The organism is Cupriavidus oxalaticus (assembly GCF_016894385.1).
Classification (GTDB): Bacteria; Pseudomonadota; Gammaproteobacteria; order Burkholderiales; family Burkholderiaceae; genus Cupriavidus; species Cupriavidus oxalaticus.
This window is the reverse complement of sequence record NZ_CP069811.1, coordinates 1,865,644-1,887,559: the sequence shown is the minus strand read 5'-3', so window position 1 is coordinate 1,887,559 and position 21,916 is coordinate 1,865,644. Positions and strand designations below refer to the sequence as shown.

Annotated in this window: 11 protein-coding genes; 7 read left to right on the top strand and 4 right to left on the bottom strand. The window is 71.9% G+C overall.

Annotated elements, in window-relative coordinates:
* The first annotated feature begins 50 nt into the window (after positions 1-50).
* Genes badH through aliA form a run of 4 tightly spaced genes read left to right on the top strand, consistent with a single transcriptional unit; the run spans position 51 to position 4,490 of the window.
* A complete protein-coding gene (badH, locus tag JTE92_RS08240) occupies positions 51-818 on the top strand; it encodes a 2-hydroxycyclohexanecarboxyl-CoA dehydrogenase (protein WP_063240675.1) in 768 nt (255 codons plus the stop codon).
* A 35-nt stretch (positions 819-853) separates the two neighbouring features.
* Positions 854-1,636 (top strand): 2-ketocyclohexanecarboxyl-CoA hydrolase, encoded by a 783-nt coding sequence (gene badI / locus JTE92_RS08235; RefSeq protein ID WP_063240674.1) that lies wholly within the window; start codon positions 854-856, stop codon positions 1,634-1,636.
* Between the two features lie 12 nt (positions 1,637-1,648).
* Positions 1,649-2,800 (top strand): cyclohexanecarboxyl-CoA dehydrogenase, encoded by a 1,152-nt coding sequence (gene aliB, locus JTE92_RS08230; RefSeq protein ID WP_063240673.1) that lies wholly within the window; start codon positions 1,649-1,651, stop codon positions 2,798-2,800.
* Positions 2,801-2,849: 49 nt separating this feature from the next.
* Positions 2,850-4,490, top strand: a complete 1,641-nt coding sequence (gene aliA, locus JTE92_RS08225; RefSeq protein ID WP_063240672.1) for a cyclohexanecarboxylate-CoA ligase — start codon at positions 2,850-2,852, stop codon at positions 4,488-4,490.
* Between the two features lie 268 nt (positions 4,491-4,758).
* Here the strand turns inward: aliA and JTE92_RS08220 are convergent, their stop codons facing one another.
* From JTE92_RS08220 to JTE92_RS08205, 4 genes are all read right to left on the bottom strand, one after another.
* Positions 4,759-6,183, bottom strand: a complete 1,425-nt coding sequence (locus JTE92_RS08220; RefSeq protein ID WP_084254740.1) for a diaminobutyrate--2-oxoglutarate transaminase — start codon at positions 6,181-6,183, stop codon at positions 4,759-4,761.
* Between the two features lie 64 nt (positions 6,184-6,247).
* Complete coding sequence (locus tag JTE92_RS08215; protein ID WP_063240671.1) at positions 6,248-6,985, bottom strand: 4'-phosphopantetheinyl transferase family protein; 738 nt, start codon at positions 6,983-6,985, stop codon at positions 6,248-6,250.
* Entirely contained in the window at positions 6,972-7,796 is an 825-nt protein-coding gene (locus tag JTE92_RS08210; protein WP_063240670.1) for a thioesterase II family protein, read from the bottom strand. Before JTE92_RS08210 ends, JTE92_RS08215 begins: the two co-directional genes overlap by 14 nt.
* Positions 7,793-7,999: an MbtH family protein gene (locus tag JTE92_RS08205; RefSeq protein WP_063240669.1), complete on the bottom strand. Its 207-nt coding sequence runs from the start codon at positions 7,997-7,999 to the stop codon at positions 7,793-7,795. Before JTE92_RS08205 ends, JTE92_RS08210 begins: the two co-directional genes overlap by 4 nt.
* 262 nt (positions 8,000-8,261) lie before the next feature.
* Here JTE92_RS08205 and JTE92_RS08200 point away from each other — a divergent pair, with 262 nt between their 5' ends.
* From JTE92_RS08200 to JTE92_RS08190, 3 genes are all read left to right on the top strand, one after another.
* Positions 8,262-9,335, top strand: coding sequence for a TauD/TfdA family dioxygenase (locus JTE92_RS08200; protein ID WP_084254739.1), 1,074 nt, complete (start codon positions 8,262-8,264; stop codon positions 9,333-9,335).
* 126 nt (positions 9,336-9,461) lie between these two features.
* Positions 9,462-18,824 carry a non-ribosomal peptide synthetase gene (locus JTE92_RS08195; protein WP_084254738.1) on the top strand — a complete coding sequence of 3,121 codons (9,363 nt, stop codon included), beginning with the start codon at positions 9,462-9,464 and terminating at the stop codon, positions 18,822-18,824.
* Positions 18,817-21,903 carry a non-ribosomal peptide synthetase gene (locus JTE92_RS08190; RefSeq protein WP_063240668.1) on the top strand — a complete coding sequence of 1,029 codons (3,087 nt, stop codon included), beginning with the start codon at positions 18,817-18,819 and terminating at the stop codon, positions 21,901-21,903. Before JTE92_RS08195 ends, JTE92_RS08190 begins: the two co-directional genes overlap by 8 nt.
* The last annotated feature ends 13 nt before the right edge of the window (positions 21,904-21,916 follow it).

Below are 21,916 nucleotides of genomic sequence, written 5' to 3'. Positions count from 1 at the left end.
CGGCGGCACCGCCGGCACGATAGCACCGGAACCCTGAAAGGAGAACGGCTGTGCAAGGACTCGAAGGCAAGACGGTCATCGTGACCGGCGGTGGTGGTGGTATCGGCGGCGCAACCTGTTTGCGCTTTGCGCGCGCCGGGGCGGCGGTCGGCGTGCTCGACCTGGACCCGGAGGCAGGCGAACGCGTGGCGGCGCAGATCCGCGATGCCGGCGGGCGCGCGTTGTCCGTGCGCTGCGACATTACCGATCGCGCCAGCGTCGACGCCGCGGTGGCTGCGGTGGAGCAGGAGCTGGGCCCGATCGACGTGCTGGTCAACAACGCCGGCTGGGACGTGTTCCGTCCCTTCGTCAAGACCGAGCCGGCGCAGTGGGAGCGGCTGATCGCGATCAACCTGACCGGCGCCCTGCACATGCACCACGCGGTGCTGCCGGGCATGGTGGCGCGCAAGCGCGGGCGCATCGTCAATATCGCCTCCGATGCCGCGCGCGTCGGCTCTTCCGGCGAAGCGGTGTATGCCGCCTGCAAGGGCGGGCTGGTGTCGTTCTCCAAGACCATCGCGCGCGAGCATGCGCGCCACGGCATCACCGTGAACGTGGTGTGCCCGGGGCCGACCGAGACCGCGCTGTTCGAAGACTACAAGCAGGGCGCGGGCAACCCCGAGAAGCTGGTGGAAGCCTTCACCCGCTCGATCCCGCTGGGCCGCATCGGCCAGCCCGACGACCTGCCCGGCGCGGTGCTGTTCTTCGCCGGCGACGACGCCGCCTTCATCACCGGACAGGTGCTGAGCGTGTCGGGCGGCCTGACCATGAACGGCTGAGCGCAACCCATCCCAAACAGACAACGGAGACGACCATGCAATACGAAGACATCCGCTATGAAGTGCGCAACGGCGCGGCCTGGATCATCATCAACCGCCCGGAAAAGATGAACGCCTTCCGCGGCCGCACCTGCGACGAACTGATCCATGCCATCAACCGCGCCGGCTACGACCGCGAGATCGGCGCAATCGTGCTGGCCGGCGCCGGCGAGAAGGCCTTCTGCACCGGCGGCGACCAGTCCGCGCACGAAGGCCAGTACGACGGCCGCGGCACCATCGGCCTGCCGATGGAAGAGCTGCACAACGCCATCCGCGACGTGCCCAAGCCGGTGATCGCGCGCGTGCAGGGCTATGCCATCGGCGGCGGCAACGTGCTATGCACGATCTGCGATTTCACCATCGCCTCGGACAAGGCCGTGTTCGGCCAGGTCGGGCCGAAGGTCGGTTCGGTCGATCCCGGCTATGGCACGGCCTTCCTCGCGCGCGTCGTTGGCGAAAAGAAGGCGCGCGAGATCTGGTACCTGTGCCGCCGCTATCCCGCCGCCGAAGCCCTGGCGATGGGGCTGGTCAACGCCGTGGTGCCGCACGAGCAGCTCGATGCAGAAGTGCAGAAGTGGTGCGACGAGATCCTGGAGAAGAGCCCGACCGCGATCGCCATCGCCAAGCGCTCGTTCAACATGGACACGGCCCACCAGAGCGGCATCGCCGGCATGGGCATGTATGCGCTCAAGCTGTACTACGACACCGAGGAATCGCGCGAGGGCGTCAAGGCCTTCCAGGAGAAGCGCAAGCCCGAGTTCCGCAAGTATGCGAAGTGAGCGGAGGCGGCCATGAATCCCTACCTTGACGAAGACCTGTCGGCGCTGGCCGACCATGCCCGCCGCTTTGCCGACGCGCGCGTCGCGCCCGGCTACCTCGAGCGCGACCGTACCCGCGTGCTCGACCGCGCGCTGATGCGCGAGATGGGCGAGATGGGCTTTATCGCGCCCGAACTGCCGGAGCAGTATGGCGGGCAGGGCATGGGCTCGCTCGCGGCCGGCGTGATCCACGAAGCCGTGGCGCGCGCTGACCTGAGCCTGTCGTACATCAACCTGCTGGCCTCGCTGAACGGGCAGATCCTGGCGCACCATGCGCGCCCGGAGATCGCCGGCCCGTGGCTGCAGCGCCTGACGCGCGGCGAAGCGCTGCTGGCGATCGCGCTGACCGAGCCGCGCGGCGGCTCCGATGCGGCCAGCCTGCGCCTGCGCATGGAGCGCGATGGCGACCACTATGTGCTCAACGGCGAGAAGACCTCGATCTCCGCCGCCGACCAGGCCGATGCCGCGGTGGTGTTCGCGCGCAGCGGCCCGGTCGAGGCGGGCGCGCGTGGCGTGTCGGCGCTGCTGGTGCCGATGGACCTGCCGGGCATTACCCGCAACCGCTTCGACTGCCATGGCCAGCGCGCCATCGGCCGCGGCTCAATCTTCTTCGAGAACGTGCGCGTGCCGGCGAGCCACCTGCTGGGCAAGGAGGGCGAGGGCTTCGTGCAGGTGATGCAGGGCTTCGATTTCTCGCGCGCGCTGATCGGCCTGCAGGTGCTGGCCGTGGCGCAGGTGGCGCTGGACGAGACCTGGGCCTACGTGGCCGAGCGCCAGGCCTTCGGCAAGCCGCTGTCGGCGTTCCAGGGGGTGTCGCACCCGCTGGCCGACTTCGAGACCCAGGTGCAGGGCGCGCGCCTGCTGTGCCTGCAGACGCTGTGGCTGAAGGACCGCGGCCTGCCGCATACCGCCGAAGCCGCGATGTGCAAGTGGTGGGCGCCCAAGCTGGCGTATGACGTGGTGCACCAGTGCCTGCTCTCGTTCGGCCACGGCGGCTATGACCGCGGCCCGATGGAGCAGCGCCTGCGCGACGTGCTCGGCTTCCAGATCGGCGACGGCACCGCGCAGATCATGAAGACCATCATCGCGCGCACGCGCGCGGGGCGCGAGGCGGTACCGGCCTGACGCGCGCCCGTCGCAATGACGGGCCGCACACAACAACGAGGAGACCGCCATGGATTTCGACGCCGTACTGATCGCGCCGCGCCGTGCCGCCAGCATTGCCGCCGGGCACTGGCAGGACCGTACCATCAACGACTATCTTGCCGCCTGCGTGCGGGACCGTCCCGACGCGCCCGCGCTGACGGCGCTCAGCATCGATCGTCAACACGTGACGCGCTTCACCTGGCAGGAGCTGGCGCGCATGGCCGACCGGGTGGCGGTGGGCCTTTCCCGCCTTGGCATCGTCGCGGGCGACGTGGTCTCATGCCAGCTGCCCAACGGCTGGCACCTGAGCGTGCTGTACCTGGCATGCGCGCGCCTGGGCGCGGTGCTCAACCCGGTCATGCCGATCTTCCGCGAGCGCGAGCTGTCGTTCATGCTGGCGCACGCGCAAAGCAAGGTGGTGGTGGTGCCGAAGCTGTTCCGCGGCTTCGACCATGCGCAGATGCTGCGGGGTTTGCGCGATGCGTTGCCAGCGCTGCGCCATATCGTCGTGGTGGATGGCGATGGCGACGACAGCTTCGAGGCGCTGCTGAGCGGCCCGTGCTGGGAAGACGCCACCGATGCCGCCACCATCCTGCAGTGCAGCCGCCCGGGTCCGGACGACGTCACGCAGCTGATCTACACCTCCGGCACCACCGGCGAGCCCAAGGGGGTGATGCATACCGCGAACACGCTGTTCTCCAACATCGTCGCCTATGCCGGCCGGCTCCATCTCACCGGCGACGACGTGGTGCTGATGGCCTCGCCGATGGCGCACCAGACGGGCTTCATGTACGGCCTGATGATGCCGGTGTTGCTGGGCGCGCATGCGGTGCTGCAGGACATCTGGGACCCCGCGCGCGCCGCCGCGCTGATTCGCGACGAGGGCGTGACCTTCACCATGGGTTCCACGCCGTTCCTCACGGACCTGGCGCGCGTGGTGGCCGAGTCCGGCGTGCCGGTGCCAAGTTTGCGCATCTTCCTGTGCGCGGGCGCGCCGATTCCGGGTGCGCTGGTCGAGCAGGCACGGCAGGCGCTGGGCGCGAAGATCGTATCGGCATGGGGCATGACCGAGAACGGCGCGGTCACCACGACGCTGCCGGAAGACAGCGACGAACGCGCGTCGACAACCGACGGCCGTCCGTTGCCCGGTGTAGCGATCCGCGTGGTCGACGGCACCGACGCGGACGTGCCTGTCGGCGAAACCGGCCGGCTGCTGGTGCGCGCCTGCTCCAACTTTGGCGGCTACCTGAAGCGCCCGCAACTGAACGGCACCGATGCCGACGGCTGGTTCGACACCGGCGACCTGGCGCGGCTCGATGCCGATGGGTACCTGCGCATTGCCGGCCGCAGCAAGGATGTGATCATCCGCGGCGGCGAGAACATCCCCGTGCTGGAGGTCGAGACCCTGCTGTACCGCCATCCCGCGGTGGCGCAGGTGGCGATCGTCGCCTATCCCGACGAACGGCTGGGCGAGCGTGCCTGCGCCTTCGTGGTGCCGCGCGCCGGGCATGACTTCGACCATGCGGCGATGGTGGACTGGCTCAAGGGGCAGAAGATGGCGCTGCAATACATCCCGGAAAAGCTCGTCGTGCGCGATGCCTTGCCGGCGACGCCGGCGGGGAAGATCCAGAAGTTCAGGTTGCGCGATCTGTTGCGGGATGCGCTGTAGCACTACGCCGTAGCCGTTGGTTTGCTCCCCTCTCCCGCGCGCGGGAGAGGGGCCGGGGGTGAGGCCAGGCCGTTGTTATGCCGACTCGCTGCACTCCGTCGACACTCCGGCCCTCACCCCCACCCCTCTCCCACTTCGCGGGAGAGGGGAGCGTTCACCAGTGTTTGCAGCCAGTCCATGCGGCATCATCGAACCACTGCCGGGTTGCTCCCCTCTCCCGCGAGCGGGAGAGGGGCCGGGGGTGAGGGCCGGCGCGTGCCAAGCACGCTTACCGCAACGCCCGCGTCGCCGCCCCAAGCGCCTCGCCAAACAACTCCCCCACCAGATCCACCTCAGCCTCGCCAATCACCAGCGGCGGCAGGAACCGCACCGTCGCCCCATGGCGCCCGCCAAGCTCGACGATCAGCCCGCGCTGCAGGCATTCGCGCTGCACGGCACGCGCGAAGTCGCCATCGGCGGGGCAGGCGCCGACCACGTCAGGCTCGGCACGTTCATCCACCAGTTCCACCCCAAGCATCAGCCCGCGCCCACGCACCTCGCCAATTGCGGCAAAGTCCGACTGCAGCTGGCGCAACTGCGCCGCCAGCCGCTGGCCCATGCTCTCGGCATGCGCCACCAGCCCCTGCGCAGCGATGGTGCGGATCGTGGCCGAGCCCGCCGCCATCGCCAGCTGGTTGCCGCGGAAGGTGCCGGCATGCGCGCCCGGCTGCCAGGCGTCGAGCGCGCCGTCGTAGATCACCACCGACATCGGCAGCCCGCCACCGATCGCCTTTGACAGCACCAGCACGTCGGGCACGATGCCGGCATGCTCGAACGCGAAGGTGCGCCCGGTGCGGCCAAGGCCAGTCTGCACTTCGTCCAGCACCAGCGCGATGCCGTGTTCGCGCGTGATGCGGCGCAGTTCGCGCAGCCAGCGTGCCGGCGCGGGAATCACGCCGCCTTCGCCTTGCACCGCTTCCACCACCACCGCTGCCGGCGGCAACACGCCGGACTCGGGATCGGACAGCATCTGCCCGATATAGCGCAGCCCGGCATCGATGCCGGCTTCGCCGCGCAGGCCGAACGGGCAGCGGTAGTCATACGGGTACGGCAGGAACTGCACGCTGGCGCCGAGCGCGCCCAGCGGCGCCTTGGGCCCCAGGTTGCCCATCAGCGCCAGCGTGCCATGCGTCATGCCGTGGTAGCCGCCGGCAAAGCTCAGCACGGTGTGCCGGCCGGTGGCGGTCTTGGCCAGCTTGAGCGCAGCCTCGATGCCGTCGGCACCGGTCGGGCCGCAGAACTGGATGCGCGCGCGCGCGGCGAACTCCGCCGGCAGCAGCCCGAACAGGTCGTCGATAAAGCGGTCCTTGACCGGCGTGGCCAGGTCCAGCGTATGCAGCGGCAGGCCGCTGTCGAGCGTGTCGCGCAGCGCGCGCACCACCGCCGGATGGTTGTGGCCGAGCGCGAGCGTGCCGGCGCCGGCCAGGCAGTCGATGAAGAGCTGGCCGCTGGTGTCGCGCAGGTACACGCCGTAGCCCTGTTCCAGCGCCAGCGGGATGCGGCGCGGATAGGAGCGGGCGTTGGATTCGCGGGCGCACTGGCGTTGCAGGTACGCGTTGTCGTCGAGGCGGATCGGCGCTTGCCGGGCAAAGGCGCCGGCCGAGAACGGCGCGGGTTGGCCGTGGGCGAGCGTGGCGAGCGAGGGAGGCGTCATGGTGTCATTCCTGGCGGAGGGCGTTGATACAGGGGCGTTGGAGGCGTTGACTGCAAGGACCGGATCAAGGGCTGGCGCTGGCGGAGCGCGAAGGGTATTGCCGCTGCACGACGCGCACGGCCGCCAGCGGCGTGGCCAGGCACGCCACATGGCGCGGGCCGCCGCCGGCATCGTGCAGATACCAGACACCGGCGCCGGCGCGCGCCAGCGGCGGCACGCATTCGGCGCTGCCGGGCAGCGCCACGCGCACCGCCAGCGGCGACGCCGACAGGCCGGTGCCGACCGCCTTGCTGCACGCTTCCTTGGCGGTCCATAGCCGCAGGAAGCCGAGCATGGCGTGCTCCGGCTGCCGCTGCGCCAGCCCGGCGAGCCAGTGCATTTCATCGGGCGCGCAGGCGACGGCGGCGCTGTCGCGCCAGTCCGCCCAGGCCATGCCGGCGCGCCAGGCTTCGATGTCGATGCCGACCGGCACGCGCGACAGCGCGATCACCGCGCGCGTGCCGCTGTGGCTGACGTTGAAGTGCAGGGGCAGGTGCTCCGCGGCCGTGGCCAGCACGGGCTTGCCGAAGGCGTTGGCGGCCAGCGGCACGTCGGCGGGAGACAGGCCCAGGCAGCCGCCCAGCAGCGTGCGCAAGGCCGCGCGCGCCGCGGTAAAGCGGTTGCGGTCGGCGGCCTGCCGAAACGCTGTGGCGCGGGCGTGCTCGCCGGCAGAAAGCATCGCTGGATCCACCGGCGCGTCGGCCGCCACGTGCCACACGTGGATGTCGCCGTGCGCCGGCGCGGCGAGGTCAGGCAAGCGCATGGCCGGCTTCTCCGCTGGGCGCCGCGGTGCCAAGCACGGCCTGCGCGACGGCGTCCAGCACCGCGGGCGCCGCTTCGTGCAGGAAGAAGTGCCCGCCCGCGAAGACTTGCTGGCGGCAATCGTGCAGGGTCTCGTCGCGCCAGGCCGCCAGCATCGCCGGCGGCGCATGAACGTCGTCCTGGCCGCCCAGCACGGTGATCGGGCAGCCCAGGCGCGGGCCGGCGCGGTAGCGCCAGCGCTCGCACAGCGCGATGTCGGCACGCAGCACCGGCAGGAAAAATGCCAGCGCTTCCGGGGTTTCGCGGATCTCCGCCGGCATGCCGCCCATCGCGGCGATGACGTCGGCGAAGGCCCCGTCAGGCAGCGTGCTGAACGGCGGCCGCGCCGACGGCAGCGCCGGCGCGCCGCGCCCGGACACCACCAGCGCCGTGGGAGACAGGCCGTGCACGGTCTCGAGCACGCGTGCGGTTTCGAAGCCGAGCAGGGCGCCCATGCTGTGCCCGAACAGCGCAAAGCGCGGCGCCCCGGTGCGCGCCGCACGCACGATCGCCGCTGCCAGGGCCGTGGCCAGTTCTTCGATCGAGGCCGCATGCGCCTCGCCCGTGCGCAGGCCGCGTCCGGGCAGGCATACCGGCGCCAGCTCGACCTGCGCGGGCAGCACGTCGCGCCAGCCGTGGTACGCGGTATGGCCGGCGCCGGCATAGGGCAGGCAGTACAGGCGCACGCGCGCAGCCTCGGCATGCGCGGCATCGCCTGCCCGGGCGGGCATCACGGCAAACCAGCGCTCGCGCACCGGCTGCGGCGCGCTCATGCGCCGGCCAGCGCGCGCTGCAGGCTGAGCGGGCGCATGTCGGTCCAGACCGTGTCGATATGGGCCAGGCACTCATCGCGGCCGCCCTGGAAGCCGGTGCTTTCCCATCCGGCCGGTACGGTCTTGTAGTCGGGCCAGATCGAGTACTGGCCTTCCTCATTGCGGACGACATGGAAATGCGTGTCGGGGTGGTCCCAGCTCATTGCAGTGCTCCTTCAGTTGGTGTGGAACGCCATCGCGTTGCAGGCAGCGCGTGCTGCCACGAGGTCATGGCGGACATGCGAGGCAACTCGTAAAGCAACATCGTAAATGATAATGATTTGTATTTCTATTCGTAAATAATTCCGCTACACTCGCTTCACACTTTCAATGTGCAGACATTGTTCGCGTGGCTGCCCCCGTTGGCCTTCCTCGACTCCCGGGCCGCAACCGGCCGCGCGAACGCACCCGTAGAGGCAACAGGATATGGACACGACCAGTACCATCGCCGACCTCCAGGCGGCCCATCGCGCCGCTGCCGGCGTGGCTACCGCCGCCGCCACCGCCACCGCCAGCACCACCGCCAGGGCAAGCGGACTTCCTACCGCCCCGCTGTTCGCGCACGGCGCGCTGCCGCTGGTGGTCACGCCAGACGGCGGCACCGACTGGCGCGGCCAGTTCCATGCCATGGCGGCGATTGCCGCCGAGCAGCTGCCGCGCATCGGCGGCGTGCTGTTCCGCGGCTTCCGGTTCGATGACGACGCCGCGTTCCGCGCCTTCGCCAGCGCCTTCGGCCATCCGCTGCTGAGCTACGAGTTCGGCTCCACGCCGCGCTCGCAGGTCAGGGAGGGTGTCTATACCTCGACCGAATACCCGGCGCACCAGGTGATCCCGCTGCATAACGAGCAGTCGTACACGCTGCAGTGGCCGATGAAGATCTGGTTCCACTGCGTGCAGCCGAGCGAAACCGGCGGCGAGACGCCGATCGCCGACAGCCGCCTGGTCTACCAGCGCCTCGACCCCGCCATCCGCGAGCGCTTTGCGCAACGCCGGCTGATGTATGTGCGCAACTACGGCAACGGCCTCGACCTGAGCTGGCAGCGCGCCTTCAACACCGAAGACCGCGCGCAGGTGGAGCGCTTCTGCCGCGCGCAGCGGATCGGGTTCGAATGGAAGCCCGACGGCGAGCTGCGCACGCGCCAGCTGTGCCAGGCGGTTGCGCGCCATCCGGTGACCGGCGAGATGGTGTGGTTCAACCAGGCCCACCTGTTCCATGTGTCGAACCTTGCGCCGCATGTGCGCGAGGCCTTGCTGGCCGTGGTCGGCAGCGTCGACGAACTGCCGCGCAACGTCGTCTACGGCGACGGCGCGCCGCTGGAAGACGATGCGCTGGCATCGATCCGCGCCACGCTGGACCAGTGCACGGTGCGCTTCCCCTGGCAGCAGGGCGACGTGCTGATGCTCGACAACATGCTCGCCGCCCACGGGCGCAGCACCTTCACCGGCGCGCGCCGCGTGATCGTCGCCATGGCCGAACCCGCGCCGCCCGGACTGGGCTGAGGCGCGTTTCCCGCCTGATCACTCCTGGCCGGGCAGGTTGCGCCTGCCCGGCGGGGACCCGTCATCTCCAACGTTTTCGCCATGTCGTCTTCCGAAGCTCCCTTGCCGGCCGAAACTGGCGCCCTGATGCGAACCCTGCGCGCCGAAGGCGTGCGCCTGCGCCTGCAGGACGGGCGCTGGCGCGTGGCCGCCGACAGCGCGGCCGGCACCGATGCGCAGCAGGCCGCGGCCGGGCTGCTGGCCACCCGCGCCGCCGAGGCCGATGCCTGGCTGGCCGCGCATCCCGGCTACTTCGACCACTATCCCGCCGGTCCCGGCCAGCTCGCGCTGCTCGCCTTCCATCGCCGCCATCCGCACAGCGCCGCCTACAACATGGTGTTCGCAATCGAGGTGCCGGCCGGCCTGCGTTTCGGGCTGCTCAAGCAGGCGGTGCGCCACGTGGTGGACTGCCATGAGGCGCTGCACAGCGGCTTTATCGAGGAAGACGGCGAGATCGTGATGGCGCGCCCCGCAGGCTTTGCCGCGGAGATCTCGCTGACGCGCGCCGACGGCCTCGATGAAGCCGGCCTGCAAGCCTGGTTCGAGCGCGAGGCCGACGAGCCCTTCGATCCTGACGCCGGACAGGTCTGCCGCTTCCGCTTCCTCGTATCGCGCCAGGCCGATGGCAACGACCGCATGTGGATGTGTGCGGGCATGCACCATATCGCCGGCGACTACCTCGGCTTCGAACTGGTCTGCGACCAGATCTTCGCCACCTACGAGGCGCTGTGCGCCAACCAGCCGCCGATGGCCTCGCAGGCAGGGCGCTACCGCGACTGGCTGGTGCGCCAGCGCCAGCTGCTGGCCGGGCCGCGCGGCGCCTCGCTGCGCGCGCACTGGGAGGGCGTGCTCGAAGACGCGCCCGCCGCACCGGCATTGCCCCGCACCCTGGAAGCCGAGCCGCGCCATCGCGGCGCCGAGATCGAATTCCACCTCACGCCGCAGCAGACGACAGGCCTGCGCGAACTGGCAACGCGGCTGGAGGCGAGCGTCTTCGTGGTGATGCTGGCACTGTTCAAGACCGTGCTGCATCGTGCCAGCGGCGAAGACGACTTCCTGGTCGGCACGCCGACCGCGGGCCGCTCCGGCGCGCAGTCCGCCGACCTGATCGGCTTTACGCTGAACACGGTGCCGCTGCGCGCCAATTTCTCCGCCAATCCGGCCTTTGCCGCGGTGGTGCGCGACTGCGCCCGGCAGATGCGCGGCGCGTTGCGCCACCAGCAGTATCCGCTGGCGCGCATGGGCGGGGAGGGGCCGCTGTTCCGGCATATGACCACCTTCGTGCCGGTCGGGCCGCGCAACGTGCTGGGCCGCTACCTGCTGCGCGAATACCTTGCCACGCAGCGCGGCGCGGCCAACGACATGAACCTGCGCTGGCAGGACGAAGGCGCTCGCCTGCGCGGGCAATGGCGCTATGACGCAGACCGGTTCGACGCGCAGTCCGTCCAGCGCCTGATCGCCGCGCTGCGCGCTGCGGTGGATGCGGTGCTCGACAACGCCGATGCGCGTGTCGGCGACCTGCCGCTGCATGAGGCGGCGCTGCTGTCCGATATGCGTGCAGACGGCATCGAACGGCATCCCACCGCACTGGCGGCCTTCGAGGCCGGTGTGCACGCACATCCCGAGCGGCTCGCCGTCGATGCCGCCGATGCGCGATGCAGCTACGCCGCGCTCGATTGCGCCGCGAACGCGCTCGCCGCGAGGCTGCGCGGCGGCGGTGTCCGCCCCGGCGATGTGGTCGGCCTGCTGCTGCCGCGCGGCGCGCGCATGGCTGCCGCCATGCTTGGCGCGTGGAAGGCGGGCGCCGCCTTCCTGTGCCTGGACGCCGGCATGCCCGCGGCACGGCTGGCGCAACTGGCCGCCGATGCGGACCTTGCCGCCGTGGTGGGCGAGGGCGAGCGGCCGCAGTGGCTGGCGCAATCCGTGCCAGGCGCCGCCTGGCATGCTGCTGCCCTCGCGAGCGACCACGCGGCCAGCGCTGCCGCATGGCCCGCCGCGGCTCCGGCACAGCCCGCCTACCTAATCTACACGTCCGGCTCGACCGGTACGCCCAAGGCCGTGGTGGTCACGCAAGGCAACCTCGCGCACTACGCCGCCGGCGTGCTGCGTGCGCTGGCGCTGCCGGCAGGGTCGTCGCTGGCGTCGCTGTCCTCGGTCACGGCCGACCTCGGCCACACCGCTTGGTTCGGCGCGCTGCTCGGCGGCCACACGCTGCGCGTGCTGGACGACGCGCTGGCCGAAGACCCCGAAGCGCTCGCCGCAGCCCTGGCAGCGCGGCCAGTCGATTGCCTGAAGATCGTCCCGTCGCACTTGCGCGCGCTGCTGGCCATTGCCGATCCGGTGCGGCTGCTGCCGCGCCAGTGCCTGGTGTTCGGCGGCGAGGCGCTCGACGCGGCGCTGGTGGCGCGCGTGCAGGCGCTGCGCCCGGCATGCCGCGTGCTCAATCACTACGGCCCGACAGAAACCACGGTCGGATGCCTGACGCATGCGGTGCCTGGCGCGGCTGCGTCGGGGGCAATTCCCGTCGGCCAGCCGCTTGCCGGCGTCAGCGCCTACGTGCTCGACCGCCACCTGAACCGCGTGCCGCGCGGCGCGGTGGGCGAGCTCTATATCGGCGGCGCCGGCGTCGCCAGCGGCTACCTGCGCCGCCCCGCGCTGACCGCCGGGCGCTTCGTGCCGGATCCGTTCCAGCCGGGCGGCCGCCTGTACCGCACCGGCGACCGCGTGCGCATGGACGAAGACGGCGCCATCGCCTTCCTCGGCCGTGCCGACGCACAGGTCAAGATCCGCGGCTTCCGTGTCGAGCCCGGCGAAGTCGAAGCCTGGCTGCGCCAGGCGCCGGGCGTGCGCGATGCGGTGGTGCTGGCGCAGCCGTCGCCGGCAGGTGAAGGGCTGCGGCTGGTTGCCTACCTGGTGCCCGACGCCGGCCTGGATCTCGATATCCTGCGCACCGCCATGGCCGCCGCGTTGCCGGCGCCGATGCTGCCAGCAGTGTTCGTGCCGTGCGACGCCTTCGCGCGGCTGCGCAATGGCAAGGTCGACCGCAAGGCGCTGCCTGCCGTGCCAGGCGAAACCGTGGCACCGTTGCAGGCGGCACCGCGCGACGAGACCGAGGCCACGCTGGCAAGCCTGTGGGCCGGCGTGCTCGGACGTGAAACGGTGGGCGCCGACGACAACTTCTTCGCGCTCGGCGGCGACTCCATCCTTGGCCTGCAACTGGTCGCGCAGGCGCGCAAGGCGGGCCTGCCGCTGACGCCCAAACTGCTGTTCGCGCATCCCACGCCGGCGGCGCTGGCCGCTGTGCTGCGCGCGAGCGCGGCGCCTGCCGACACGCCGGCGGCTGCCATCGAACAGGTGCTGGCAGGCCTGTGGCGCGAGATCCTGCAACGCGGGCAGATCGACCGCGATGCGGACTTCTTCGCGCTCGGCGGTGATTCCATCCTGGCACTGCAGATCGTTGCCAGGGCGCGCGCGCAGCAGCTGGTGCTCGCGCCGAAGGACCTGTTCGCGCACCCGACGCTGGCACGGCTGGCGGCCCACCTTGCCGAGCGCGCAAAACCCGCCGGCGCGGTCGCTATGCCCACGGCCGCGCAGCCCTTTGCGCTGAGCGGCTGCGATGCGCAGGCGCTGGAGCGTCTGCGAGCCGAAGCGGGCAATATCGAAGATGCCTATCTTCTGTCTCCGCTGCAGGAGGGATTGCTGTTCCATCACCTGCGCGACGGCGGCAACGGTGCCTACGTCAACCAGCTGGTGCTGCAGATCGACGGCCCGCTCGACACAGCGCGCATGGCCGCCGCCTGGCAGGCGCTGCTGAACGACCACCCGATCCTTCGCACTACCTTTGCTGCGGCAGGCGGCGCAGGCGGTGCAGGCGACGACCGCGCGCTGCAATGCGTGCATGCACGCGCCACGCTGCCGGTGACAGTGGAAGACTGGCGCGGTGCCAATGCCGACGCGCAAGCGGCGCAGCTGGCGGAGTGGTGCCGCGCCGACCGCTCGCGCGGCTTCGACCCGGCCGTGCTGCCGCTGATGCGGCTGGCACTGCTGCGCACCGCCGATGCGGGCTGGTGGCTGGTCTGGAGCCGGCACCACCTGATCGTCGATGGCTGGGGCTCGGTGCAACTGCTCGACGAGGCGCTGGCCCGCTATGCCGATCCGGCGCATGCCCCGACGCCGCGCCGGCCTTACCGCGACTACATCGCCTGGCTGGCGGAACAACCTGCGACCGCGCGGCAGGCATTCTGGCGCGAGGCATTCGCCGGCCTGGCCGGGCCGACCGTGCTGCCGGGCATTGCGCCGGCTTGCGCGGAGGGCCAGTCCGTGCCGCTATGCCGCGACCTCGTGCTGCCCGCCGGCCTCGACGCCAGCCTGCGCGCGCTGGCCGCCGCGCACCGCGTCACGCTCAATACCGTGATGCAGGCGGCGTGGGGCATCGTGCTGTCGCGCCACGCCGGCAGCGACGATATCGTCTTCGGCGTGACCTCGGCCGGCCGCCCCGCGGGGCTGGAAGGCGCCGAGCGCATGCTGGGCGTGTTCATCAACACGCTGCCGTTGCGGCTGCGTCCGCAAGGCGCGCTGGCGGTGGCGGACTACCTGCAGGCGACCCAGCACGCCGCCGTGGCGATGCGCGAGTTCGAGCACGCGGCACTCGCCGAGATCCAGGCCCAGATCCAGGTCGAATCTGGTATCGGCGGCGCGCTGTTCGACACGCTGATGGTGTTCCAGAACCTGCCCGACCTGGGCGACCGCGCGCGCGAGGTGGCCGGCCTGTGCCTGCGCCAGCACGACAACATCGAGCAGACCCACTACGGCCTGACGCTGGAGGTCATGCCCGACCGCCGCTTCACCATCCGCTTCACCTGCGACGCCGCGCGTGTGCAGGCGCAACGGCTGGCGCAATGGATGGACGCCTACGCCGCCGTGCTGGCGTCGCTGGCCGCCGGCGCCGCGCACGTGGGCGCCGTCGACCTGCTCGATGGCGCCACGCGTGCCAGGCTGCAGGCATGGAGCGTAAGTGACGACACCAGCGTGGCGCCCGCCGCGCTGCAGGACGATTACGTGCAGCGCGTCGCGCGCCAGGTGGCCGCGCATCCGCAGCGTGTGCTGGCGCACTGCGGCGCCGCAGCGCTGACCTATGGCGACTGGTGGCAGCGCGCCGGCCGCGTCGCCGGCGGCCTGCGCGCCGCCGGCGTGCGCCCGGACGATCTCGTCGCGGTGCTGCTGCCGCGCGGGCTGGACTGGCTGGTCGCGCTGGCCGGCATCCTGCGCGCCGGCGCGGCGTGGGTGCCGCTCGACGTCAGCCATCCCACGGCGCGCTGGCAGCAGGTGCTGGCGCAGGCCAGGCCAGCGCAGGTCCTGGCGGATGCCTCCGGCGTGGCCGCGCTGGACGCCGCCGGCGTTGCCGGAGCCACGACGCTGTCCTCATTGGAAGCCGGGGATACGCCGGCAGCAGACGTGCCCGCGTATCCCGCCCAGCTCGCCTACGTGCTGTTCACCTCCGGCTCGACCGGCGTGCCGAAGGGCGCGATGGTCACCCGCACCGGCATGCTCAACAACATGCTGGCCAAGGCCGTGCCGCTGGGGCTGGGCGAGGGCGACGTGATCGCCCAGACCGCGCCGCCGTGCTTCGATATCTCGGTCTGGCAGGCGCTGGCCGCGCCGGTGTTCGGCGCGCGCGTGGAGATCATCGCTGACGATGTGGTGCGCGATCCCGCCGCGCTCACCGCACTGCTGACGCAGCGCGGCGTGACGCTGTTCGAGCCGGTGCCGTCGCTGCTGCAAGCCATGCTCGATTGCCAGGAGGCAGAAGGCCGCGACGCGCCGCTGCCTGCGCTGCGCTGGGTGCTGCCCACCGGCGAGGCGTTGCCGCCCGCCACCGCGCACGCCTGGCTGGCGCGCTATCCGCGCGTGCCGCTGATGAACGCCTACGGACCGGCGGAATGCTCGGACGACGTGGCATTCCATTCCCTGCGCGCCGACGCGCTGGCGCAGGCGGCGGACACCGTGCCGATCGGCCGCCCCACCGCCAATGCCGTGCTGCAGGTGCTCGATGCCGACGGCAATCTCGCCGCGCCCGGCGTGGTGGGCGAGATCGCGGTGGCCGGCGCGGGCGTGGGCCGCGGCTACCTGGCCGACCCGCGCCGCACCGCGGCGGCGTTCGTGCCCGACCCGGCCGGCGCGCCGGGGAGCCGTCGCTACCTGACCGGCGACCTCGGGCGCTGGCGCGAAGACGGCGTGCTCGAATACATCGGCCGCAAGGACTTCCAGGTCAAGCTGCGCGGCTACCGCATCGAGCTGGGCGAGATCGAAGCCGTGCTGGCCGCGCATCCGGCGGTGCGCCAGGCGCTGGTGACGGTGCACCGCGCCGCCGGCACCGAATGGCTGACCGCGTACTGGCAGCCGCAAGCCGGCCATGCGCAGTCCGCGGACCGCGCCGTGGAAGCCGAGCTGTCCACGAGCGTCGCCGCGCGGCTGCCGGCCTACATGGTGCCGGCCGCATGGGTGTGCATGCCATCGTGGCCGCTCAATGCCAACGGCAAGGTCGACCGCAAGGCGCTGCCCGCGCCAGAGGTCATGGCGCAGGATGGCGCACCGCCGGCCACGTCCACCGAGCAAGCCGTGGCCGATATCTGGGAAGCGCTGCTGCCGGGCGTCCGCGTCGGCCGCGACAGCCATTTCTTCCGGCTGGGCGGCCATTCGCTGATCGCCACGCGCGTGGTGGCGCGGCTGCGCGCCGCCGGCCATGCGCAGGCCACGCTGCGCGATGTCTTCGAGGCGCCGGTGCTGCGGGACTTCGCCGCGCGGCTGGATGGCGCCGCGCCAGCGGTGGCAATGGTGGCGATGCCCGCGCTGGTCCCGGTGCCGCGTACCGCGCGCATGCCGGTATCGCTGGCGCAGCAGCGGCTGTGGCTGGTCGAGCGCCTGCAGCGCAACGCCGGCGCCGCCTACAACATGGCCGGCGCGCTGCGCCTGCGCGGGCCGCTGGATGCGGCCGCGCTGCGCCAGGCGCTGGCCGCGGTGGCGGCGCGCCACGAGATCCTGCGCACCGCCTATCCCGATGATCCCGACGACGATGGCGACCCCTACGCACGCATCGGCGGCGCCGCCGACATCGGCCTGCCGGTGATCGACCTGCGGGCGCTGGCACCCGAAGCACGCGAAGCGGCGCTGCGCGAGGCCATGCGGGAACACGCATCGCGCCCGTTCGACCTCGGCCGCGCGCCGCTGTGGCGCACCACGCTGCTGCGCTGCGCGCCGCAGGAACACGTGCTGCTGGTCGCCATGCACCACCTGGTGTCGGACGGCTGGTCGGTCGGCCTGCTGGTCAACGAGATCACCCACGGCTACCGCCGCGCGTTGGCGCCGGAGCAGGTCGCGCCGCTGCCGCCGCTGGCGCTGCAATACGCCGACTATGCCGCGTGGCAACGCGACTGGCTGCGCGGCGCCGCGCTGGAGCGGCTCGCCGCCTACTGGCGAGGCGCGCTTGCCGGCGCACCGGCGGCGCTGGCATTGCCGGCCGACCGCGCCCGCCCGCCGGTGGCGCGCACGGAAGGCGATGCCGTGGCGCTGCGGATCGACGGCGAGCGCATGGCGCAGGTGCATGCGCTGGCGCGCGCCGAGCAGGTCACGCCCTTTATCGTGCTGCTGGCGAGCTTCCAGTGCTGGCTGCACCGCGCGACCGGCATGGACGACCTGGTGCTCGGCACCGATGTCGCCGGCCGCCACGACGCCGCGCTCGAGCCGCTGATCGGCTTCTTCGTCAACGTGCTGCCGCTGCGCTCGCGCCGCATCGCCGGCGCCAGCTTCCGCGACGTGCTGGCGGCATGCCGGCGCGATGTGCTGGCCGCCTTCGAGCATGACGGCCTGCCATTCGACCGCATCGTCGAGGCTGCGGGCGCGCCGCGCGACCGCAGCCGCAACCCGCTGGTGCAGGCGCTGTTCGTGCTGCAGAACACGCCGGCAGGGCAGTTCGGCATGCCCGGCGTGGAGGCGGAGATGCTGCCGCCGGTCGAGCGCACGTCGAAGTTCGACATGGCGCTGTTCCTGGAGCCCGAGAGCACAGAGGAAGCGGCGCCGCTGCGCGGCGACTGGGTCTTTGCCAGCGCGCTGTTCGAATCCGCCACCGTGGCGCGCTTTGCCGCCGAATGGCTGGCCACGCTGGAGGCGCTGCTGCGCGCGCCAGACCAGCCCGCCGACCGCGCCACCGCACCCGTCCCGGGCGCCGCGCGCCCGCCCCAACCGAAACCCGAGGAGTCCCGAACCATGGAAACCAGCCAACGCATGGCGGCCAAGCTCGACCAGCTCAAGTCGCTGGCCCGGCCACGCCCGGCCGCCGCTGCTCCCACTGCTCCCACAGCTCCCACAGCTCCCACAGCTCCCACAGCTCCCACAGCTCCCACAGCCGCCGTGGTGCCGCAGGCTGCCGCAGCCGACCCGGCCAGCCAGGTGCGGCTGCGCCCGCTGCGCGCCGGCGCAGTCTTCCCCATCGTGATCGAGCCGGCGGTGCCGGGCCTGGACCCGGTGGCGTGGGCCGCGCGCTCGCGCGAGCTGGTCGCCGCGACGCTGCACCGCCACGCCGGCATTGTCTTCCGCGGCTTCGACCTGCCCAACCCGCAGGCCTTCGAAGCCTTTGCCGAAGCCATGCACCCGGGCCTGTACGGCAGCTACGGCGACCTGCCCAAGAAGGAGGGCGGGCGCAACACCTACCGCTCCACGCCTTACCCCGAGCGCCAGATGATCCTGTACCACAACGAAAGCGCGCACCTGGAGCGCTGGCCGCGCAAGCAGTGGTTCTTCTGCGAGCTGCCCTCGGCCGTGGGCGGGGCCACGCCGATCGTCGACTGCCGCGAACTGCTGCGCCGCCTGCCGCCCGCGCTGGCGGAGGCATTCGCCCGCAAGCAGCTGATGTACGTGCGCACCTTCACGCCGCGGCTGGACGTGGACTGGCGCGATTTCTACAAGACCGCGGACCGCGCCGAGGTCGAGGCGCGCTGCCGCGCCGCCGGCATCGACTGCCGCTGGCTGGATGGCGACGTGCTGCAGACCCGCACCGTATGCCCGGCCATCGTCAGCCACCCGGTCACCGGCGAGCGCAGCTTCTTCAACCAGGTGCAGCTGCACCACGTCTCGTGCCTGGAGGCCGACGTGCGCGAAGACCTGCTCGAGATGGTCGGCCTGGAACGCATGCCGCGCCACGTGATGTTCGGCGACGGCACGCCGATTCCCGACGAGGCCATGGCGCTGATCGGCGAGCTGTACGAGGCCTGCGCCGTGCGCTTCGACTGGCAGCGCGGCGACGTGGTGATGCTCGACAACATGCTGGCCGCGCATGCGCGCGATCCCTATGAAGGCCCGCGCAAGATCGTGGTGGCGATGGGCGACATGTTCGACCGCACGCAGCTGGAGGCCCGGCCCGCCGCCGCCCTCCCGCAGGAGAACGACGATGCCTGACATGCACGACGCCTGGAGCCCTACTCCCGAACAACAGGCCGCCTGGCAGCAATGGCGCAGTGCGCCGGCGCCGCACGCGCATGTGGTGCGCATCGCGCTGCGTTGCCAGCCCGAGCCTGCCGCGGTAGACGCCGCGCTGGCCCTGCTGCGCGAACGCCACGACGTGCTGTGCATGGCTTGCATCGACGATGGCAGCCAGCTGGCGGCATGCGTGCCGCAAGGCGCCAATGCCGTGGCCACGATCATCGTCGCGGACGGCGAGGCGCTGGTGCTGCCCGCGCTCGATCCGGCGCAGGGCAAGGTGCTGCGCGCCTGCCTGTGCCCGCTGGCCGGCGGCGGTGCCACGCTGTGGCTGCTGGCCAGCCCGCTGGCGGCAGACCGCAACAGCGTGCTGCGCCTCGCCGAAGCCGTACGCGATGCATTGGAGTCCCCTGCGGCGGACGAAAACGGGCCGCCGCTGCAATACGCGCAATATGCCGACTGGCAGGAAAGCGCACGCCTGGGCGAGGACGGTACCGGCGACGCCGGGCGCGGCTACTGGCAGGCACAGGCGGCCGGCCTGCCCGCGCCGCTGCGCCTGCCCGACGCGCTCGCTGCTGCTTCGGCCACCACAGCCGGCAGCTGGCGCCACACGCTGCATGCCGCGCATCGCCAGGCGCTGGCCGAGACCGCGCGCCAGCTCGGCACCACGCCGGAGCGCGTGCTGCAGGCGGCGTGGTGGGCCATGCTGGCGCGCCTGTGCGGGCAGCCGGTATTCAGCGCCACGTGGCTGCACGACTGCCGCCGCGACTACGACGTGATGGCCGGCGCCGCGGGGGTGTTCGCCAAGGCGTTGCCGCTGCGCGTGCAATGGGATGACACCGCCAGCCTGCGCAGCCACTGGCAGGCGTGGCTGCCGGCGCTGGACGGCCACGCCGCGTGGCAGGAAGCGTGGCTGCCCGGTGACGCCGGCCCGCGCATCGGGTTTGCGGTATCGCCGTTGCCCGCCGACGGGATCGCGCTGGCGAGCCCGGCGTGGCCCGGCTTCGACCTGGTGTGCGAGGCACTGGACGACGGGCAGGGCATGGCCGCGCTGGCGCTGCATGCGTCAGCCGGCACGCTGCATCCGCGCGTGGCGCCGTGGCTGCTGTCTCACCTCGCTGCGCTGATCGGCACGCTGCCGGCCGCACTGGATGCGCCGCTGTGGTCGCTGTGGTGGCCTGCCGACGATACCTTGCGCGTGCCGCAATGCTGGACCGGCGACAAGCCGGCCGCGGCGGGAGACTCGCTGCTGGACCGCATCGCAAGGCATGCACGCAACGCGCCGACGGCGCCTGCGCTGGACGCCGCCGACCTCGTGCTCGACTATGGCGGCCTGCAGCGCACGGTGCACGCCGCCGCGCAACGGCTGCGCGCGCTGGGCGTGGGCCCCGGCACGCGCGTGGCGCTGGCATTGCCGCGCAGCGGCGCGCTGGTGGCCAGCCTGCTGGCGGTATGGGCCGCGGGCGGTGCCTACGTGCCGCTCGACCCGGCCTGGCCGCAGGCGCGGCGCCGCAGCGTGCTGGCGCAGGCCGGGCCTGTGCTGACGATCGCGCAGCAGGCGTCGCCGGACGACGGCACCGTGCTCAGCGCCGATGCCTTGCTGGCCTCAGCCGCGCCAGCGGCAGAGGGTGCGGCAACCGTCACGCCCGATGCCGCCGCCTACGTATTGTTCACCTCCGGCTCCACCGGCGAACCCAAGGGCGTGGTGATCGGCCACGCGCAGGTCAGCCACTACACCGCGGCGGTTTGCGATGCGCTGTCGCTGTCGTCGTGCCAACGCTTCGGGCTGACATCGTCGGTGGCCGCCGACCTCGGCAACACCACGCTGTTTGCCGCCCTGTGGCAGGGCGGCTGCCTGGTCGTGGCCGGCGATGACGACATGGCCCATCCCGCGGCCTTTGCCCGCTACCTGCGCGGCCGCGCGGTCGATGCCATCAAGATCGTGCCGTCGCACCTGGCGGCGCTGCTGGAAACGGAAGCGCCCGCGGTGCCGGCCACCGTCATCCTTGGCGGCGAGCCGTTGCCGGCCAGCCTGGTCGGCACGCTGCGCCACCACGCGCCCGGCTGCCGCATCTTCAACCACTATGGCCCGACCGAAACCACCATCGGCGTGATGGTCCACGCGCTCGGCGCGGACGTGCCGGCGTGGCCCGCCGGCACGGCGCCACTGAGCCGCGCGCTGGGTGCGACCCGCGTGCGCCTGCTGGACGATGCGCTGCGGCCGGTGCCGGCCGGCGTAGCCGGGCAGCTCTACGTCGGCGGCCCGCAACTCGCGCACGGCTACCTCGGCCGGGCGGACCTCGATGCGGCGGCGTTCGTCGACGATCCCTTCGTTGCCGCCGAGCGCCTGTACCGCACCGGCGATCTCGCGCGCGCCACGCCCGCCGGTTTGCAACTGCTGGGCCGCGCCGACCAGCAGGTCAAGATCCGCGGCATCCGCGTCGAGCCCGCGGAGGCCGAAGCCGCGCTGCTGGCCCAGCCCGGGGTCGCGCAGGCAGCGGTGTGCGCGGTGGCGGGGCCCGGCGGCGAGGCCGTGCTGTGTGCCTTCCTCGTGCCGGCAGCCGGCAGCATCGTCGACGCCGCCGCGCTGCGCCACACGCTGGCCGCGATGCTGCCCGACGCGATGGTGCCGGCGCGCTTCGTCCCGCTGGCGGCGCTGCCGCGACTGCCCAACGGCAAGACGGACCGCGTCGCGCTGCGCGAACTGCTGCCTGCCGACAACGCGCCAGCCGCCGCAGCCGCCGCAGCCGCCGCGTCCGACGCGGTGGAAGCCCTGGTGTGCGCGCTGATGGCCGAGCTGCTGGAACAGGGCCAGGTCGACCCCCATGCCGACTTCTTCGCCCTCGGCGGCCATTCGCTGCTGGTGATCAAGCTGGTGGCGCGGCTGCGCCGCCGGCTGCAGGTGGAGATCGCGCCCGGCGTGGTGTTCGACCATCCGAGCGCGCATGCGCTGGCCGCTGCCGTCAGGCAGGCCGCTGCGGACAATGACCTCGACACGCTGGCGCATGCGGCACTGGCCGCCGCTGCACCGCATGCGCAGGCCGCGGTGCCGGCGTAATCGCTTCCCGAAA

What these genes read in the sequence shown, in the direction of transcription:
- badI (WP_063240674.1), top strand. Translation starts at nt 854, where the DNA reads ATGCAATACGAAGACATCCGCTATGAAGTGCGCAACGGCGCGGCCTGG.
- aliB (WP_063240673.1), top strand. Translation starts at nt 1,649, where the DNA reads ATGAATCCCTACCTTGACGAAGACCTGTCGGCGCTGGCCGACCATGCC.
- aliA (WP_063240672.1), top strand. Translation starts at nt 2,850, where the DNA reads ATGGATTTCGACGCCGTACTGATCGCGCCGCGCCGTGCCGCCAGCATT.
- JTE92_RS08220 (WP_084254740.1), bottom strand. Translation starts at nt 6,183, where the DNA reads ATGACGCCTCCCTCGCTCGCCACGCTCGCCCACGGCCAACCCGCGCCG.
- JTE92_RS08215 (WP_063240671.1), bottom strand. Translation starts at nt 6,985, where the DNA reads ATGCGCTTGCCTGACCTCGCCGCGCCGGCGCACGGCGACATCCACGTG.
- JTE92_RS08210 (WP_063240670.1), bottom strand. Translation starts at nt 7,796, where the DNA reads ATGAGCGCGCCGCAGCCGGTGCGCGAGCGCTGGTTTGCCGTGATGCCC.
- JTE92_RS08205 (WP_063240669.1), bottom strand. Translation starts at nt 7,999, where the DNA reads ATGAGCTGGGACCACCCCGACACGCATTTCCATGTCGTCCGCAATGAG.
- JTE92_RS08200 (WP_084254739.1), top strand. Translation starts at nt 8,262, where the DNA reads ATGGACACGACCAGTACCATCGCCGACCTCCAGGCGGCCCATCGCGCC.
- JTE92_RS08195 (WP_084254738.1), top strand. Translation starts at nt 9,462, where the DNA reads ATGCGAACCCTGCGCGCCGAAGGCGTGCGCCTGCGCCTGCAGGACGGG.
- JTE92_RS08190 (WP_063240668.1), top strand. Translation starts at nt 18,817, where the DNA reads ATGCCTGACATGCACGACGCCTGGAGCCCTACTCCCGAACAACAGGCC.